This window comes from Gordonia hydrophobica NBRC 16057, from assembly GCF_001592365.1.
In the GTDB taxonomy this organism is placed as follows: domain Bacteria; phylum Actinomycetota; class Actinomycetes; order Mycobacteriales; family Mycobacteriaceae; genus Gordonia; species Gordonia hydrophobica.
The window spans coordinates 119,778-136,290 of the sequence record NZ_BCWU01000006.1 but is presented as its reverse complement, the minus strand read 5'-3'; the positions used below and the strand labels follow the sequence as shown (position 1 = coordinate 136,290).

General features: G+C 69.0%; 14 protein-coding genes. 12 read left to right on the top strand and 2 right to left on the bottom strand.

The genetic code is table 11. From position 1 onward, the window contains the following. Window positions 1-101 precede the first annotated feature (101 nt). Window positions 102-1,844: a DEAD/DEAH box helicase gene (locus GH2_RS11680; protein WP_066168400.1), complete on the top strand. Its 1,743-nt coding sequence runs from the start codon at window positions 102-104 to the stop codon at window positions 1,842-1,844. A gap of 64 nt (window positions 1,845-1,908) precedes the next feature. On the opposite strand, the gene GH2_RS11675 is transcribed toward GH2_RS11680, so the two are convergent. Next, window positions 1,909-2,094 carry a DUF7455 domain-containing protein gene (locus GH2_RS11675; protein WP_062392643.1) on the bottom strand — a complete coding sequence of 62 codons (186 nt, stop codon included), beginning with the start codon at window positions 2,092-2,094 and terminating at the stop codon, window positions 1,909-1,911. 116 nt (window positions 2,095-2,210) lie between these two features. Then, window positions 2,211-2,837, bottom strand: a complete 627-nt coding sequence (locus GH2_RS11670) for a TetR/AcrR family transcriptional regulator (protein WP_066167738.1) — start codon at window positions 2,835-2,837, stop codon at window positions 2,211-2,213. Between the two features lie 120 nt (window positions 2,838-2,957). On the opposite strand from GH2_RS11670, the gene GH2_RS11665 reads away from it, so the two are divergent. The 11 genes from GH2_RS11665 (at window position 2,958) to GH2_RS11615 (ending at window position 16,450) form a co-directional block, all read left to right on the top strand. Continuing rightward, a complete protein-coding gene (locus GH2_RS11665) occupies window positions 2,958-3,725 on the top strand; it encodes an SDR family oxidoreductase (protein WP_066167736.1) in 768 nt (255 codons plus the stop codon). Next, on the top strand, window positions 3,725-4,525 hold the full coding sequence (locus GH2_RS11660; protein ID WP_066167733.1) for an SDR family oxidoreductase: 801 nt from the start codon (window positions 3,725-3,727) through the stop codon (window positions 4,523-4,525). The genes GH2_RS11665 and GH2_RS11660 overlap by 1 nt, the downstream gene beginning before the upstream one ends. A gap of 112 nt (window positions 4,526-4,637) precedes the next feature. Continuing rightward, window positions 4,638-5,393, top strand: a complete 756-nt coding sequence (locus GH2_RS11655; RefSeq protein WP_066167732.1) for an SDR family oxidoreductase — start codon at window positions 4,638-4,640, stop codon at window positions 5,391-5,393. Window positions 5,394-5,456: 63 nt separating this feature from the next. After that, a complete protein-coding gene (locus tag GH2_RS11650) occupies window positions 5,457-5,909 on the top strand; it encodes a MaoC family dehydratase (protein WP_066168398.1) in 453 nt (150 codons plus the stop codon). Then, window positions 5,909-6,934 carry a phosphotransferase family protein gene (locus GH2_RS11645; protein ID WP_066167730.1) on the top strand — a complete coding sequence of 342 codons (1,026 nt, stop codon included), beginning with the start codon at window positions 5,909-5,911 and terminating at the stop codon, window positions 6,932-6,934. Before GH2_RS11650 ends, GH2_RS11645 begins: the two co-directional genes overlap by 1 nt. Window position 6,935: 1 nt before the next feature. Beyond that, window positions 6,936-8,156 (top strand): acyl-CoA dehydrogenase family protein, encoded by a 1,221-nt coding sequence (locus GH2_RS11640; protein ID WP_066167728.1) that lies wholly within the window; start codon window positions 6,936-6,938, stop codon window positions 8,154-8,156. Further along, complete coding sequence (locus GH2_RS11635; protein WP_066167725.1) at window positions 8,153-9,337, top strand: acyl-CoA dehydrogenase family protein; 1,185 nt, start codon at window positions 8,153-8,155, stop codon at window positions 9,335-9,337. The genes GH2_RS11640 and GH2_RS11635 overlap by 4 nt, the downstream gene beginning before the upstream one ends. After that, window positions 9,334-10,440 carry an acyl-CoA dehydrogenase family protein gene (locus GH2_RS11630; protein ID WP_066167722.1) on the top strand — a complete coding sequence of 369 codons (1,107 nt, stop codon included), beginning with the start codon at window positions 9,334-9,336 and terminating at the stop codon, window positions 10,438-10,440. Before GH2_RS11635 ends, GH2_RS11630 begins: the two co-directional genes overlap by 4 nt. A gap of 486 nt (window positions 10,441-10,926) precedes the next feature. After that, window positions 10,927-11,535, top strand: coding sequence for a TetR/AcrR family transcriptional regulator (locus tag GH2_RS11625; protein ID WP_066167719.1), 609 nt, complete (start codon window positions 10,927-10,929; stop codon window positions 11,533-11,535). An 83-nt stretch (window positions 11,536-11,618) separates the two neighbouring features. Beyond that, the gene (locus GH2_RS11620) at window positions 11,619-13,283 is read left to right on the top strand and encodes an AMP-binding protein (RefSeq protein ID WP_066167716.1); all 1,665 of its coding nucleotides are present in this window, start codon (window positions 11,619-11,621) and stop codon (window positions 13,281-13,283) included. After that, window positions 13,280-16,450, top strand: a complete 3,171-nt coding sequence (locus GH2_RS11615) for an acetyl-CoA carboxylase family protein (RefSeq protein WP_066167714.1) — start codon at window positions 13,280-13,282, stop codon at window positions 16,448-16,450. The genes GH2_RS11620 and GH2_RS11615 overlap by 4 nt, the downstream gene beginning before the upstream one ends. Window positions 16,451-16,513 lie beyond the last annotated feature (63 nt).

The window sequence follows — 16,513 nt, the reverse complement described above, 5'->3', positions numbered from 1 at the left end:
GGGAGGTTTTTTCTTTCCGAGGGTGCAGGAGCACGGTGACCAGCACGCAGATCGATAATGGGGTGGGGACGGTCGACGACCGCAGTTCGAACGAGGGGGATCTGATCGACGACGCCACCGCGCAACGCGTCGGTTCCGGCGCGCCGTTGCGCGCGTGGCAGCGCCGCGCACTGACCAAATACCTGACCCGCAGGCCCACCGACTTCCTTGCGGTGGCGACGCCGGGTGCAGGCAAGACGACGTTCGGTCTGCGCGTGGCCACGGAACTGCTGGCCGATCGGACGGTGGAGCGCATCACCGTCGTCGCGCCGACCGAGCACCTCAAGCATCAGTGGGCGCAGGCCGCCGCGCGGATCGGCATCGCGCTCGACTCCAACTTCTCCAACTCGACCGGGGCGACGAGTTCGGACTTCGACGGCGTCGTGCTCACCTACGCCCAGGTGGCGGCGCATCCGGCACGCCATCGCGTGCGCACCGAGAACTACCGCACGCTGGTGATTCTCGACGAGATCCATCACGGTGGCGACGCGAAGTCGTGGGGCGACGGCATCCGGGAGGCGTTCAGCGACGCCACTCGACGGCTGTCGCTGACCGGTACGCCGTTCCGGTCCGATGACTCGCCGATCCCGTTCGTCACCTATGAGCCGGAGCCGGGCGGTGGGCAGCGCTCCAAGGCCGACCACTCGTACGGGTACGCCGACGCCCTGCGCGACGGCGTCGTGCGCCCGGTGGTGTTCCTGGCGTATTCGGGGCAGGCGAGTTGGCGGACCAGCGCGGGGGAGGAGTTCACGGCGCGACTGGGCGAGCCGCTGTCGGCCGAGCAGACCTCGCGGGCGTGGCGCACCGCGCTCGACCCGCATGGTGACTGGATTCCGGCCGTGCTGAGCGCCGCACACCGGCGCCTCTTGAAATTGCGCGACTCGGGCGTGCCCGACGCCGGCGGCCTGGTGATCGCCACCGACCAGCAGACCGCTCGCGACTATGCCGAACTGCTGACGGCGATGACCGGCAAGAAGCCGAGCCTCATCCTGTCCGACGACCCGAAGTCGTCAGCGCGGATCGCGGAGTTCTCCGCGAGCGACGACGAGTGGATGGTCGCGGTGCGCATGGTGTCCGAGGGCGTCGACGTGCCCCGCCTGTCGGTCGGGGTGTACGCCACCAATGCGTCGACCCCGCTGTACTTCGCGCAGGCGATCGGCCGTTTTGTGCGGTCGCGGCGCCCCGGCGAGACGGCGAGCGTGTTCGTGCCGTCGGTGCCGGTGCTGCTGGACCTCGCCAGCAAGCTCGAAGCCCAGCGCGACCATGTGCTCGGTAAACCGCACCGCGAGTCCGACGGCCTCGACGACGGTCTGCTCGCCGACGCCAACAAGCAGAAGGACGAGCCGGGCGAGGAAGAGAAGGCCTTCGAGTCGCTGCACGCCGACGCCGAACTCGACCAGGTCATCTACGACGGCGCCTCGTTCGGTACGACGACGTTCGTCGGGTCCGAGGAGGAGTCGGACTACCTGGGCCTGCCCGGACTGCTGGACGCCGATCAGGTCAGAACGCTGCTCCAGCAGCGTCAGGCCGATCAGGTCACGCGCCGCACTGCCGCGTCGAAGGCGCGCCCCGCCGACGACGAGCAGGCCCACGCCGCGCCGAACGCGGCGGAGCGACAGACCGGCGAGAATCTGCACGCGCTGCGCAAGGAACTGAACACCCTGGTCGCGCTGCACCATCACCGGACGGGCAAGCCGCACGGTCAGGTCCACAACGAGCTGCGCACTCGGCTCGGCGGACCGCCGACCGCGATGGCGACGGCCGAACAGCTCCAGATGCGAATCAAAGCCCTGCGGACCTGGTGAGGTCCACAGGGCTCTGCGGGGCGCGGCGACTACGGATGCCGCGACGGTGTCCGGGTCGGAGGGGTCAGCCGATCACGGCGCCGATCTCGGCGAGGCGCGCCTCGTGGTCGTTGTAGTGGTGGCGGCAGAAGAGAAGCTCTCCACCTGCCGGGAGTGTTGCACGCACCTGCGCGGCAGCGCTGCAGCGGTCGCACCGATCAGCGGCGGTCAGCGGTGTCCGTTCGGGTGCGGTCGTGGCGGTGTTGCTCATGTCGTCCTCCGTCCCATAGCCGGCGAACCGCGAATCGGTTCGTCGTCCTTCACTCTGTCAGACGTATACCGGCCCCGAAATGTTCCCGCGCCGATGCGGTGTGTCGCAAATCAATTTCATTCGGTCGGCCGAACGGCCGCCCCGACGACGCGTAAGGCGACCTTCGCATAGAAGTCGCCGATCTGAGCTGCGCTCAGCGGCCCGTCCTCGGAGTACCACCGGGAGATGTCGATGCCCATCGACAGCAGCGTGTTGGTGGTGGTGCGGGGGTCGTCGACATCGAACTCGCCGGAGTCTGCTCCCGCGTCGACGATGGCGCGAATGCGGCGGGTGATCTCCCTCCGCAGCAGTCCGACGGCGCGGCGGTGGTCGGGTTCCAGGGCGCCGAGTTCGTAATTCACGATGCGGGCACTGGTGTGGCCTGCTGCGTGACGCGTCGCGAAGGCGTGCATCACGGCGGCCAGCCGGGCGGTGGGGGAGTCGGCCGGATCGTCGGCGCCGTCGAGAACGGTGATGATGTCCTCGTGACCGGTCTGGCAGAGCTGGAAGAGCAGCTCCTCCTTGGAGCGATAGTGCACGTACACCGCGGCCGGACTCATTCCGGCGGCGCTCGCGATGTCGCGCGTCGTCGTCCCGTGGAATCCGCGGTCGGCGAACGCCTGTGCCGCCGCGGCGAGCAGCCGCCTCCGGGTCGCGGCCGACCGCGCGGCCGCCTGGCCGGTCGGATCCTGTTCTCGGGCCACGTGACTACTTTCTCATTCGCTCCGGTGGGTTGACGTACGTCTCAACTTCGTGCAATCTGGAGCCTAACAGCTAAGCAAGCGCTTAGTCATTGTCTACGTTAGCTCATCCGAGGAGATTCCGTGGTAGAGATCGATCCGCAGCGATTCAAGGGCCAGACCGCCATCGTGACCGGCGCCAGCCGAGGAATCGGCTTGGCCATCGCCGAGCGACTCGTCGCCGAGGGTGCCAAGGTCACCATCACCGCGCGCAAGCAGGAGGCGCTCGACGCCGCCGTCGAGCAGCTCGGCGGCAAGGACGTCGCGCTGGCGGTCGCCGGACGTGCCGACGATCCCGACCACCAGGCCGACACGATCGCCAAGACCGTCGACGCCTTCGGCAGCGTGGACCTGCTCGTCAACAACACCGGCATCAACCCGACCTACGGTCCGCTCATGGAGATGGACCCGGAGGCCGCGCGGAAGATCATGGACGTCAACGTGGTGTCCGCATTGCGCTGGACGCAGGCCGTGCAGGCGGCGTGGCAGGGCGAGCACGGCGGCGCGATCGTCAACGTCGCGTCGGTCGCGGGACTGCGACCGGCACCCGGAATCGCGTTCTACGGGGTCTCGAAGGCCGCCGTCATCCACCTGACCCAGGAGTTGGCCTGGGAACTCGGACCGAAGACGCGCGTCAACGCCGTCGCTCCGGCCGTGGTGAAGACGCGCTTCGCGACCGCCCTGTACGAGGGACGCGAAGAGGAGGTCTCGGCCGCGTACGCGCTCAAGCGGCTCGGCGAGCCCGACGACATCGGTTCGGTCGTGGCCTTCCTGCTCTCGAAGGACGCCGGCTGGATGACCGGGCAGACGCTCGTCGTCGACGGCGGCGTGCTGCTGGGCGGCGGTGTCTGATGACTGCGTTCGATCCAGCGGGTAAGACGATCGTCGTCACCGGGGCGGGCAACGGCATCGGGGCGGGGCTCGCCGCCGCGATGGCGGCCCGCGCCGCCAAGGTGGTCGTCGCCGACCTCGACGAGGCGGGCGTGGAGCGCACGGTCGCCGCCATCGTCGATGCGGGCGGCACCGCGCACGCAGCGCCCGGCGACGCAGCCTCGCAGGAGGGCGTCGATGCGCTGATCGCGACGGCGAAGGCCGCCTACGGGCCCATCGACGCATGGTTCGCGAACGCCGGCGTGGACCGTGGCCGCGGACTCGACGCCGACGACGCCGACTGGGACCTGTCGTGGAACGTCAACGTGCTGGCCCACGTGCATGCGGCCCGACGCCTGGTGCCGGAGTGGATCGAGCGCGGCGGCGGCCGCTTCGTCGTCACGGCATCGGCGGCGGGGCTGCTCACCATGCTCGGTGCACCGGCCTACTCGGTTACCAAACACGGCGCCGTCGCGTTCGCCGAATGGTTGTCCGTCACCTACCGGCACCGCGGTGTCGTGGTGCAGGCCATCTGCCCGCAGGGCGTGCAGACGCGGATGCTGCAGAACTCCGGACCGCTGGAAGAACTCCTCAGTCACGACGTCGCTCTCACGGTCGACGACATCGCCGTCGCCGTCGAGAAGGCGCTCGAGGGCGACGAGTTCCTGATCCTCCCGCACGCCGAGGTCGCAGGCTACTACCAGGTCCGCGCGGAGAAGACCGATCGTTGGCTCGCAGGCATGAACAAACTGCAGCAACGGCTGGACGCTGCGTCCGACTGAACAGCAGAATGCCGGACGGCCTGCGACGCCGCAGCGACCGTCCTACCGTCAATGCCTAGTGGCAGGTGTCACTGGCGAACCCATCAAGAATCGTTGAAGGAGAAATACCCCTATGAGCACTCAGCGCGTTGCGATCGTGACCGGAGCAGCCCGAGGCATCGGCGCCCAGGTGGCGCATCGGCTGGCCGACGACGGCCACGCCGTCGCGGTCTTCGACCTCGATGAGGCGGCCTGCCAGGTGGTCGCCGACGAGATCAACGCCGCGGGCGGCAAGGCGATCGGCGTGGGCGTCGACGTCTCCGATGAGGTGAAGGTCGAGGCCGGAGTCAGCCGCGTCGCCGCCGAGCTCGGCGCGCCGACCATCCTCATCAACAACGCGGGCATCATCCGCGACAACCTGATCTTCAAGATGACCGTCGCCGACTGGGACGCCGTCATGGCCGTTCACCTGCGCGGCGCCTTCCTGATGTCGCGCGAGGTGCAGCAGTACCAGACCAAGGAGGGCTGGGGTCGCATCGTGAACCTGTCGAGCACCTCGGCGCTCGGCAACCGCGGCCAGGCCAACTACTCGGCGGCCAAGGCGGGCATGCAGGGGCTCACCAAGACCCTCGCTCTGGAGCTGGGTCGCTACGGCGTCACCGCGAATGCGATCGCACCCGGATTCATCGCCACCGACATGACGGCGGCGACCGCCGAGCGCATGGGTGTGACCTTCGAGGACTTCAAGGCGGCCGTCGCCAAGGAGACCCCGGTCCGTCGGGTGGGCGAGCCCGCCGACATCGCGCACGCCGCGAGCTTCTTCGCCAGCGAGGGTGCGGGCTTCGTCTCCGGACAGATCCTGTACGTCGCCGGCGGTCCCAAGGACTGACAGCGACCACGGCTCGACCTCCCCACGGCGGAACACGAACGAAGGCACGGAAAAATGAGTGAGATCAAGCAGTTCAACGGCGCAGACGAGCTGATCGCGGCGGTCGGCACCCACCTCGGGTACTCGGAGTGGTTCGAGGTGACCCAGGAGAAGGTGAACCTCTTCGCCGAGGCGACGGGCGACCACCAGTGGATCCACGTGGACCCGGAGCGCGCGAAAGAGGGCCCCTTCGGTGGGACCATCGCGCACGGGTACCTCACACTGTCGCTGATCCCTGTGCTGCGGCAGTCGGCGTGGCGGCCCGGTGTGCTGAAGATGGGCATCAACTACGGTGCCAACAAGGTCCGCTTTCCGGCGCCGGTCCCCGTGGGATCTAAGGTCCGGGCCGGATTCGACCTGGTCGAGGTGAGCGAGGGCGCCGCAGGTCACCAGGTGATCGAGAAGGTGACGATCGAAGCGGAGGGCGGTCAGAAGCCCGTCTGCATCGCCGAGACCGTCACCGTCCTGGTGTACTGATGACCGCCGAGCCCACCGCGCGTCAGCATCCGGGACTCGACCTCGACGTTCTGACGCCCTGGTTCGTCGAGAACGTCGGGGCGGTCTCCGGACAGTTGAACGCGGAACTGATCGCGGGCGGCAAGTCCAACCTGACGTACCGCCTCTACGACGACCAGCAGCGGTGGATCCTGCGTCGTCCGCCGGTCGGCAAACTGCTCGCCACCGCTCACGACATGGGCCGCGAGTACACGATGATGTCGGCCCTCGCGTCGACCGACGTGCCGGTCCCGGTGATGTACGCCCTCGGTGACGCCGAGCTGCTCGGAGCGCCCTTCTACGTGATGGAGGCCGTTGACGGCACCCCGTACCGGAAGGCCTCCGAGCTGGCGGAGCTCGGTCCGGAGCGCACCCGAGCGATCTCCGAACGTCTGGTGGACACCCTGGCGGTGTTGCATCAGGTGGAGCCGGCGCAGGTCGGCCTCGGCGACTTCGGACACCCGGAGGGCTTCCTCGCTCGCCAAGTGGCGCGGTGGCGTAAACAGTTCGACGCCGCGCACACCCGTGATCTGCCTGCGATGGAGCGGCTCCACGCGCTCCTGGCCGAGCAGGTTCCGCCCGATGCGGCGCCTGGGATCGTCCACGGCGACTACCGGCTCGACAACGTCCTGGTCGACGACAGCGATCAGCCGCGCGCGGTCCTGGACTGGGAACTGTCGACGATCGGCGACTCGCTCACCGACCTCGCTCTGATGAGCGTGTATCACCGCATGGGCGCGGCGGGCGGCGGCGTCACCGACGTCGCCGTTGCTCCCGGATTCCTCTCCGACGAGGAGGTCGTCGCGCGCTATGCGGCGGCGTCGGGACGCGATCTGACGAACTTCGGGTTCTACGTCGCTTACAGCTGCTTCAAACTGGCGGGGATCGTCGAAGGCATCCACTACCGCTTCACCAACGGTCAGACGGTCGGCGACGGGTTCGCCGACGTCGGTGCGACCGTGGAACCGCTTCTGCAAGCAGGCCTTGCAGCTCTCAAGGAGAACTGAGATGGAATTCGAGTTCGACACCAAGACGCTGGAACTCCAGGAGAACCTGCTGGAGTTCATGGACCAGTACGTCTACCCGGCCGAAGCCGTGTTCGACGAGCAACTCGCGGCCCTCGACAACCGCTGGGACTGGGATTCCACCCCGGTGATCGGCGAACTGCGCGCGGAGGCGCGTCGCCGCGGACTGTGGAATCTGTTCCTGCCGGGGGAGCACGGTGCGGGGCTGACCAACCTGCAGTACGCACCGCTCGCCGAGATCACCGGCCGCAGCGGGCACCTGGCGCCCGCCGCGCTCAACTGCTCAGCACCCGACACCGGCAACATGGAGGTCCTCGCCGCGTTCGCGAACGCCGAGCAGCAGGCCGCCTGGTTGACGCCGCTGCTCAACGGCGAGATCCGCTCGGCGTTCGCGATGACTGAACCCGATGTCGCGAGCTCGGATGCGACCAACATCGAGCTGTCGATCGTGCGTGACGGCGACGACTACGTCATCAACGGCCGCAAATGGTGGATCACCGGTGCGATGAGCCCCAATGCGAAGATCTTCATCGTCATGGGCAAGACCGATCCCTCGCTGGAACGGCACCGTCAGCAGTCGATGATCCTGGTGGAGCGCGACACTCCGGGGCTCGAGGTGGTCCGCGGGATGCACGTCTTCGGCTACGACGACCGCGAGCACGGCGGACATGCGGAACTGCGGTTCACCGACGTTCGCGTGCCCGCGACCAACCTGATCGGCAATGAGGGCGACGGGTTCGCCATCGCGCAGGGGCGGTTGGGACCGGGCCGTATTCACCACTGTATGCGCTCGATCGGGATCGCTGAACGCGCATTGGAGCTGATGTGCGCGCGGGCCGCGAGCCGCGTCGCCTTCGGCAAACCGCTGGCCGAGCAGGGCGTCATCCGCGACTGGATCGCCGAATCGCGGGTGCGGATCGAGCAGTTGCGACTGCTGGTGCTCAAGACCGCGTGGCTGATGGACACCAAGGGCAACCGCGGAGCGCACACCGAGATCCAGGCGATCAAGATCGCGACCCCCGCCACCGTCGAATGGATCGTCGACAAGGCCATCCAGACACACGGTGCGGGCGGCCTGTCCCAGGACTTCCCGCTGGCCCAGTTCCAGGCGGGCATCCGCACCCTGCGCTTCGCCGACGGTCCCGACGAAGTGCACAAGAACTCTCTCGCGCGCGCCGAACTGCGCAGGCAGGGAGACCGGTGAGCCCGGAGGCGAGCGAGCTCGTCCGGCGGGTCGCGGAGTTCCTGTCCGCGCACGATCCCGCGACCACCGATCCTGCGGACTTCCTGCGGGCCCGGTTCGACGCCGGACTCGCCTGGGTCGCCTACCCGGTCGGCCGCGGCGGGCTGGGCCTGTCCCGGTCGTTGCAGCCCGAGGTGGATCGGCTCTTCGCTGCGGCGGGCGCGCCCGACAACCGCAGCGAGGTCAACGGCATCGGTCTGGGCATGGCCGCGCCGACGATTCTCCGCTACGGCACGCCGGAGCAGCTCGACCGCTACCTCCGCCCGCTGTGGACGGGCGAGGAGATCTGGTGCCAGTTGTTCAGCGAACCGGGGGCCGGTTCGGACCTCGCCGCCGTCGCCACCCGTGCGGTGCGCGACGGAGACGACTGGGTGGTGAACGGTCAGAAGGTCTGGACGTCGGGCGCGCACAATGCGCGCATGGCCATCCTGGTCGCCCGGACCGACGGCGACGTTCCGAAGCATCGCGGGCTCACCTACTTCCTGTGCGATATGACCGACCCCGGCGTCGACGTGCGACCACTGCGACAGATCACCGGTGAGGCCGAGTTCAACGAGGTCTTCCTCACCGACGTCCGCATCCCGGACACCCAGCGTCTCGGTGCCGTGGGACAGGGGTGGGAGGTCGCGAACGCCACGTTGAACAACGAACGCGTCGCCATCGGAGGCAGGGCCGCGCGGCGTGAAGAGGGCATGATCGGCGTCGTCGCGAAGACCTGGCGCGAGCATCCTGAGCTGCGGACTCCCGATCTGCACGGCGACTTGATCAAACTGTGGGTCGATTCCGAGGTGGCTCGCCTGACCGGTGTTCGTCTCGGGCAGAAGCTCGCGTCCGGACAGCCGGGACCGGAGGGCGCTGCGATGAAGCTGTCGTTCGCGCGGATCAACCAGCAGCTCTCGGGTCTGGAACTGCAGCTGCTCGGCGCCGACGGCCTGCGCTACTCGGATTGGACGATGGTGCGTCCCGAACGCGTCGACTTCTTCGGCCGTGATGCGGGCTACCGCTATCTGCGGGCCAAGGGCAACTCCATCGAGGGCGGCACCTCGGAGATCCTCCGAAACATCGTCGCCGAACGCGTGCTGGGGCTGCCTCCCGAACACCGTGTCGACAAGGACATCCCATGGAAGGACGTGCCCCGATGAGCGGAGCCGATGTCGCGACGGACTACGTTCCGGCGCTGCTGACCGACGAGGTCGAAGAGGACTTGCGCGCTGCGGTCCGCGATCTGCTGTCGCACCGGACCGACCATGCGACGATCATCGGCGGGTACGACGGCGCACCGCAGCCCGACCTCTGGCCGGAGATGGCGCAGCTCGGGCTCGCCGGTCTGTTGATCGCCGAGGAGCACGGCGGCGCCGGAGCCACCCCGGCGGTGGCCGCGGTGGTGCTGGAGGAGTTGGGTGCGCTGCCCGCGCGGACCCCCATGCTCACCAGCGCCATCATCGCCGCCACGACCTTGACGGTCGCCGCCGACACCGAATACCTGCCGGGACTGGCCGACGGCAGCGTGGTCGCCGCCGTCGCGGTGCCGTTCTCTACGAGTTCGTACGACGCATGTGCGACGGTCGGCGGCGACGGTGATCGACTGTCCGGACGCGTGGTGAGCGTCGCAGGCACCGAGTCGGCGACGATCTACCTGGTTCCGGGCGCCGACGGGGCGCTGTACGTCGTCGATGCGACCGACGTCGTCGTCACCGCGACGCCCTCGCTCGACATGACGCGGCCGGTCGCCGACGTCGTCCTGGAGAACGCTCCCGGACGCCGGGTGACCGACGATGCGGCAGGTGCGCTCCGGGCCGGCCTGACCGCGGGTGCGGCGCTGCTGGCCTCCGAGCAGGCGGGCATCGCCCGCTGGTGCGTCACCGAGACGGTGGGGTACCTCCAGCAGCGGCGGCAGTTCGGCCGGATCGTCGGCGGCTTTCAGGCGGTGAAGCACCGGCTCGCCGACCTGTACGCGGACGCCGAGCAGGCGTCGGCGATCGCGCGTGCGGCGGCAGTGACACTCGCCGACCGCGGTGTGGACGCCGATGAGTCGGCGTTGACCACGGCCGTCGCGGCGGCGTACTGCGGCGATCTCGCGGTCCGCGCCGCCGAGGAGGCCGTCCAACTGCACGGCGGCATCGGCATGACCTGGGAGCATCCCGCACATCTCTATCTGAAACGGGCCAAGGCAGATCAGATCGCACTCGGGACACCGGGACGCCATCGCGCGGCGCTCGCCGATCTCGCCGACCTCCCCGCGTGAACCGACCGACTCACCGATACCGATCACGAAGACAAGCTGGAGCCGCCCATGTCGTTCAACCTCGCCGTCATCCTCCAGGAGTCCGCTGCGGCGACCCCGCATGCTCCGCTGCTGTACCAGGGTGACGCGACGCTCACGTCTGCGGAGGTCGCGACTCCCGACTGCTGATCACCTCGGCGGTCTCGCTGGCAGGCGCTCAGGCGGGGCCGAGCTCGATCTGTACACCCACCCCGAGGTCGGTCGAGATCGTCCCGGAACTGCCGAAGGGTGCGACGGGCGAGATTCTTAAGCGAGTAGCAGCGGTTGGTCGTGAAGGAGTAGCCCCAGCGATTGTCGGGCCAGGTAGAGCCTCGTTTTCGTGTTGCGGAAACGGGGCTCTGCTTTCGCTTCCCACCATTGACGTTGACGTCAATGTAAAGCACAATGAGTGAGCCTGATCACCGACCATGAATTGAGGAGATCGATGACGCGAGACGCCGGGCCGCAGTGAGCACCGCGCAGGATCGTGCCAGGGCGACCCGCAAGAGCGCCGGGGCGCTCCGCCGCACCCAATTGCTCACCGCCGCCGCCGAATGCTTCGACGAGTTCGGCTACGCCGCCGTGACCGTCGAGATGATCGCCGATCGCGCCCAGACGTCGCGGCCCACCTTCTACGCGTACTTCAAGTCGAAGGACGAGGTCTTCCTGGCGCTGGTCGAATCAGTCTCCAGGGAATTGGACGTCACCCAGAGCCTGACCGGACTCGAGGACGCGACCCCGCGGGAGATCCTCGCCGCCACCACGCGGGCCTACCTGGACGCGCTCTTCTCGTTGGGCGGCATCGTCAGCCTCATCGACGTGACCGCCTCCGTCGATGCGGGGGTCGCCGCGATCTGGACCACCGCCGCGGACCGACGCATCCGGGCGTACGCCCGCTACCTCAACGACCTGCCCGCCGGCACCATCGATCCGGCCTTCGAACCGGAGCGCCTCGTCCGCGTCCTCGGCGACGCCCTGCACCACGGCGCCAAGCGGTGGGCGAACGGCTCCGATGCGGAGCGCGAACGCTTCATCGTCGATCTCATCGCCGCCACCGAGCGTCTCCTCGGTCTATGAACCACACCAGACCGCACAATCTCACAGCGCAGAATCCCACAGCGCAGAAATCCAGAACGCCGAGTCAAGGAGTCAATGCAGCCATGCTGTCAGCGCCGCACACCGCAGCCGATCGCCTCGCCGCCCGAGAGGCCGCGCTCGCGCGGATCAGAGCCCGACAGTCGGAGAGCTGGCCGGACGACGTCGCGCGCGAGTTCGAGTACCCGGCAGGCGCGGCGACGATGGTCGACCACCTCCGACACTGGGCTGCGGTGCGGCCGGATTCCATCGCGATCACCTTCGCCGGTCGCGACCTCACGTACGCCGAGTACGACGAGGCGTCCGATCGGTTCGCCGGCTGGCTCGAGAGCGTCGGGGTGGCGTCGGGCGACCGCGTCGGCGTCCACCTGCCGAACTGCCCGGAGTTTCCCATCGCGATGCTCGGCATCCTCAAACTCGGCGCCGTGCACGTCCCGGTGAACCCGATCTTCAAGGCGTTCGAATTGCAGCACGAACTCGCCGACGCGCAGGTCAGTGTCCTGCTGACCGCCCCAGACCAACGCGACCTCGTCGACTCGGTGCTCGCGCAGACCGTCGTCCGCGTCGTCGCGACGACCGCCGACTGGGACGACATCATGGCAGCGCCCCGCGCGCAGCCACGACCGGCCGATCCCGACGCGCTCGCCGCGCTCAACTACACCGGCGGCACCACCGGCATGCCGAAGGGCTGCGAGCACACGCAGCGCCACATGGCGTACACGGCGGCCACCGCGACGCTCGCCACCGGTACCGGCCTCGGCGACCCGAGTTCGGTGTCGATGAACTTCCTCCCGATCTTCTGGATCGCGGGCGAGGACTTCGGCATCATCGCGCCGCTCCTCAACGGCCAGCGCGTGGTGCTCCTGAGCCGCTGGGACGCGGCCGCCGTCGTCGACCAGATCGAGCGGTACGCGGTGACCGGTCTGGTCGCGACCGTCGACAACTATCTCGAGATCCTCGACCTGCCCGACCTGGATCCGGCGGCGCTGCGTTCGTTGACGTCGACGCTCGCCGTCTCGTTCGTGACCCGCCTCGATCCGGACATCCGGGCGCGGTGGCGTGCGAGCGTCGGCTCGGTGTTGCGCGAGGCGTCGTACGGAATGACCGAGACGCACACCGCCGACACGTTCACGCTCGGCTTCCAGGACGACGACCGCGATCTGCACGCCGACCCGGTCTTCTGCGGGCTCCCGGTACCCGGCACCGACATCCTGATCGTCGACGACGACGGGGTACCCGTGCCGCTCGGCGAGACGGGGCAGATCATCCTTCGGAGCCCGTCGATCCTCACCCGGTACCTCGACAACCCGCAGGCCACCGCCGACACGATCCGCGACGGCTGGCTGCACACCGGCGATGTCGGCAAGCTCGACGAATGGGGCGCCCTGCATTATCTGGCGCGAACGAAGGAGATGATCAAGATCAACGGGATGAGCGTGTTCCCGTCAGAGGTCGAGGCGCTGATGCGTCATCACGACGGGATCGAGGCGATCTCGGTGGTGCCGCGGCCCGACCCGGATCGCGGGCAGGTCCCGGTGGCGTTCGTGGTGACCGCGTCCGACGGCCCCGACGAGACCGAGCTCGTTGCCTGGGCGCGAGAGCACATCGCCACCTACAAGGTGCCCGAAGTGATCCTCGTGGACGCGCTGCCGATGACGGCGACCGGCAAGATCCGGAAGGGTGACCTCCTGGAGCGTGCCGCCGCGGCGACGTCGGGCGGTGCGGCATGAAGCTTCTGATCGCCAACCGCGGCGAGATCGCACTCCGCATCATCCGGACTGCGCGCGAGACGGGCGTGGCCACCGTCGCCGTCTACGCACCCGACGACGCCGACACCCCGCACGTCGCGGCCGCCGACGAGGCCGTTGCGCTGACCGGCACCGGAGCGGCGGCCTACCTGGACATCGACGCCGTGCTCATCGCCGCCCGCGACACCGGCGCGGACACCGTCCACCCCGGCTACGGATTCCTTGCCGAGAACGCCGAGTTCGCCGAGGCCTGTGCGGCGGCGGGCGTGACGTTCGTCGGACCGTCACCTTCCGTGCTGCGGCAGTTCGGTGACAAGCAGTCGGCACGCACGGCCGCCGTCGCCGCGGGGCTGGACGTCCTCGCCGGGACCGACGGCGCCGCCGACCTGGCACAGATCCGAGAGTTCGCCGCACGGACGTCGGTCGGCGTGATGCTCAAAGCGCTCGCGGGCGGCGGCGGTCGGGGAATGCGACCGGTGGCACCTGGTGACGACCTCGACGCGGCGTTCCGTTCGGCGACCGCGGAGGCCGAACTCGGGTTCGGTGACGGCCGCCTGTTCGCCGAGGAACTGCTGCGCGGCGCCCGCCACATCGAAGTTCAGGTGATCGGCGACGGCACTCGGGCGGTGGCGCTCGGCGACCGGGACTGCAGCGTGCAGCGGCGCAGGCAGAAGCTGATCGAGATCGCGCCTGCGCCGGGTCTGCCGGAGGCACTCCGCGCCCGACTCCACCACGACGCGGCGCGGCTGTGCGCCGAAGCCGGCTATGCGGGCCTCGCGACGGTCGAGTTCCTCGTCGACGTCGCCGCCGACCGTGCGGTGTTCCTGGAGGTGAATCCGCGAATCCAGGTGGAGCACACGGTGACCGAGGAGGTCACTGGCGTGGATCTGGTCGCGGTGGGGCTGGCGATCGCGGCTGGGGCGGCGCTCGACGACTGCGGGCTGCCCGCCGCTGCGCTCGCGGCGGCGCCGACGCCTGCCGGGGTGGCGGTGCAGGCGCGAGTGAACCTCGAGACCATGAGCAGTGATGGGACGGCGTTGCCGACCGCGGGCGTGCTCGAGGCCTTCAGTCCGCCGACCGGTCCCGGCGTTCGCGTCGACACGTTCGGCGTCCCGGGCCTGGAGACCTCACTGCGGTACGACTCACTGCTGGCCAAGGTGATCGTCCGCGCCGCGAACCTCGACTCGGCGCTCGTGAAGGCCGACCGGGCACTCGGGGAGTTCGTCATCGAGGGACCGGCGACCAACATCGCGTTCCTGCGGGCCGTCCTGACCGACGACGAGTTCGTTCACGGGGGAGTCGACACCGGCTATCTGGACCGTCGGCTCGCTGATCTGCTGCCGTCCGACGATGACGGCGGTTCCGCGGCGCTCCATCGCGACGTGCTGACGGGCGAGATCACCGCAACGGCGCCGCTCACCGCGACCGTCGTGGAGATCGCGCCGGCGGGCGCCGCGGTGGCGGCGGGGGAGCCGCTCGTGGTGCTCGAGGCCATGAAGATGCAGCATGAGGTGCTCGCCGAGACCGCCGTGCACATCGTGTCGACGACGACCTCGCCCGGACGCACCGTGTCCGCGGGTGCCGTGCTCCTCGTCTATCGGGAGGCCGAGGCCGGGGAGGTCGACACGACGACGGCCGTCGACGACATCGATCGCCGTCGCGCCGACCTCGACGAGGTGGTCGACCGGCATCGGATGACTCACGACGAGGCCAGACCGGACGCGGTCGCCAAACGCAGTCGGCTCGGGCGGCGCACCGCCAGGGAGAACATCACCGATCTCGTCGACGCCGACAGCTTCATCGAATACGGAGCCCTCGCGATCGCGGCGCAGAAGGCGCGACGATCAGAGGCCGACCTCATCGCCAACACCCCGGCCGACGGACTGGTCGGCGGCGTCGCCACGATCGGCGCCGAGGTGTTCGGTCGCGATCGCGCCGCAACGGTCGTCATGTCGTACGACTACACCGTTCTCGCAGGCACCCAGGGCTGGCGCAACCACGCCAAGACCGACCGAATGCTCGACATCGCGCTCCGCCGAGACCTGCCGGTCGTCTTCTTCACCGAGGGCGGCGGCGGGCGACCCGGCGACACCGATATGGACATCGTCGCAGGTCTGGATGTGCCGACGTTCCGTTCCATGGCGGCGATCCGCGACCGCGCGCCGTCGATCGCCGTCGTGTCGGGACGCTGCTTTGCCGGCAACGCGGCACTCGCCGGCGCCTGCGATCTGATCGTCGCGACGCCCGACGCCAACATCGGCATGGGCGGTCCGGCGATGATCTCCGGCGGCGGCCTCGGCGAGTTTCCGCCGGAGGCGATCGGGCCGGTCGAGGTGCAGCGCCGCAACGGTGTGATCGACCTCGTGGCCGACGACGAAGCACACGCGGTCCGCCTGGTGCAGCAGTTGCTCGGATACTTCCGCGGCGCGACCGGGGAGTGGACCGCGCCGGACCCGCGTCGGGCCCGCCACGCGGTGCCGGAGAACCGCCTCCGCGCCTACGATGTGCACGAGGCGATCACCGCTGTCGCCGACGTCGACTCGGTGCTGGAACTGCGCCCCGAGTACGCGCCCGGCATCGTCACGGGCTTCCTGCGCGTCGAGGGCCGCCCGTTCGGGTTCGTCGCGAACAGCAGCCTCCACCTCGGCGGCGCCATCGAAGCGTCGGGTGCAGACAAACTCGCGGAGTTTCTCGAACTGTGTCAACTTCGCGGACTGCCGATCGTCTCGTTCTGTGACACTCCGGGCTTCATGGTGGGACCGGAATCGGAGGAGCAGGCGTCGGTCCGACGCTTCTCTCGACTGTTCTCGGTCGGCGCGCGTCTCACGGTTCCGCTCGGCGCCGTCATTCTCCGCAAGGGATACGGCTTGGGCGCCATGGCGATGACCGGCGGCAGTTATCACGCTCCGCAGTTCACCGTCGCCTGGCCGACCGGTGAGATCGGTGGCATGGGCCTCGAGGGCGCGGTCCGGTTGGGCTACAGCAAGGAGTTGGCGGCGGCCCCGACCGACGACGCGCGCGCAGAGCTCTACGACCAGCTGGTGGCCACCGCGTACGCCCGCGGTCGCGGATTGAGTGCAGCGGGCACCTTCGAGCTCGACGACGTCATCGATCCGGCCGACACCCGGCGGTGGATCGCGACCTTGTGATCGGACTCCACGTTGGTCGAGTGCTGCCTGCAAGCGGAGCGAGCACGCAGTTATCGAGACCGT

Bases quoted from the DNA above. Each gene is read 5' to 3' on its own strand.
- GH2_RS11675 (WP_062392643.1), bottom strand. From the start codon at position 2,094: ATGAGCAACACCGCCACGACCGCACCCGAACGGACACCGCTGACCGCC.
- GH2_RS11655 (WP_066167732.1), top strand. From the start codon at position 4,638: ATGAGCACTCAGCGCGTTGCGATCGTGACCGGAGCAGCCCGAGGCATC.
- GH2_RS11660 (WP_066167733.1), top strand. From the start codon at position 3,725: ATGACTGCGTTCGATCCAGCGGGTAAGACGATCGTCGTCACCGGGGCG.
- GH2_RS11640 (WP_066167728.1), top strand. From the start codon at position 6,936: ATGGAATTCGAGTTCGACACCAAGACGCTGGAACTCCAGGAGAACCTG.
- GH2_RS11645 (WP_066167730.1), top strand. From the start codon at position 5,909: ATGACCGCCGAGCCCACCGCGCGTCAGCATCCGGGACTCGACCTCGAC.
- GH2_RS11630 (WP_066167722.1), top strand. From the start codon at position 9,334: ATGAGCGGAGCCGATGTCGCGACGGACTACGTTCCGGCGCTGCTGACC.
- GH2_RS11615 (WP_066167714.1), top strand. From the start codon at position 13,280: ATGAAGCTTCTGATCGCCAACCGCGGCGAGATCGCACTCCGCATCATC.
- GH2_RS11620 (WP_066167716.1), top strand. From the start codon at position 11,619: ATGCTGTCAGCGCCGCACACCGCAGCCGATCGCCTCGCCGCCCGAGAG.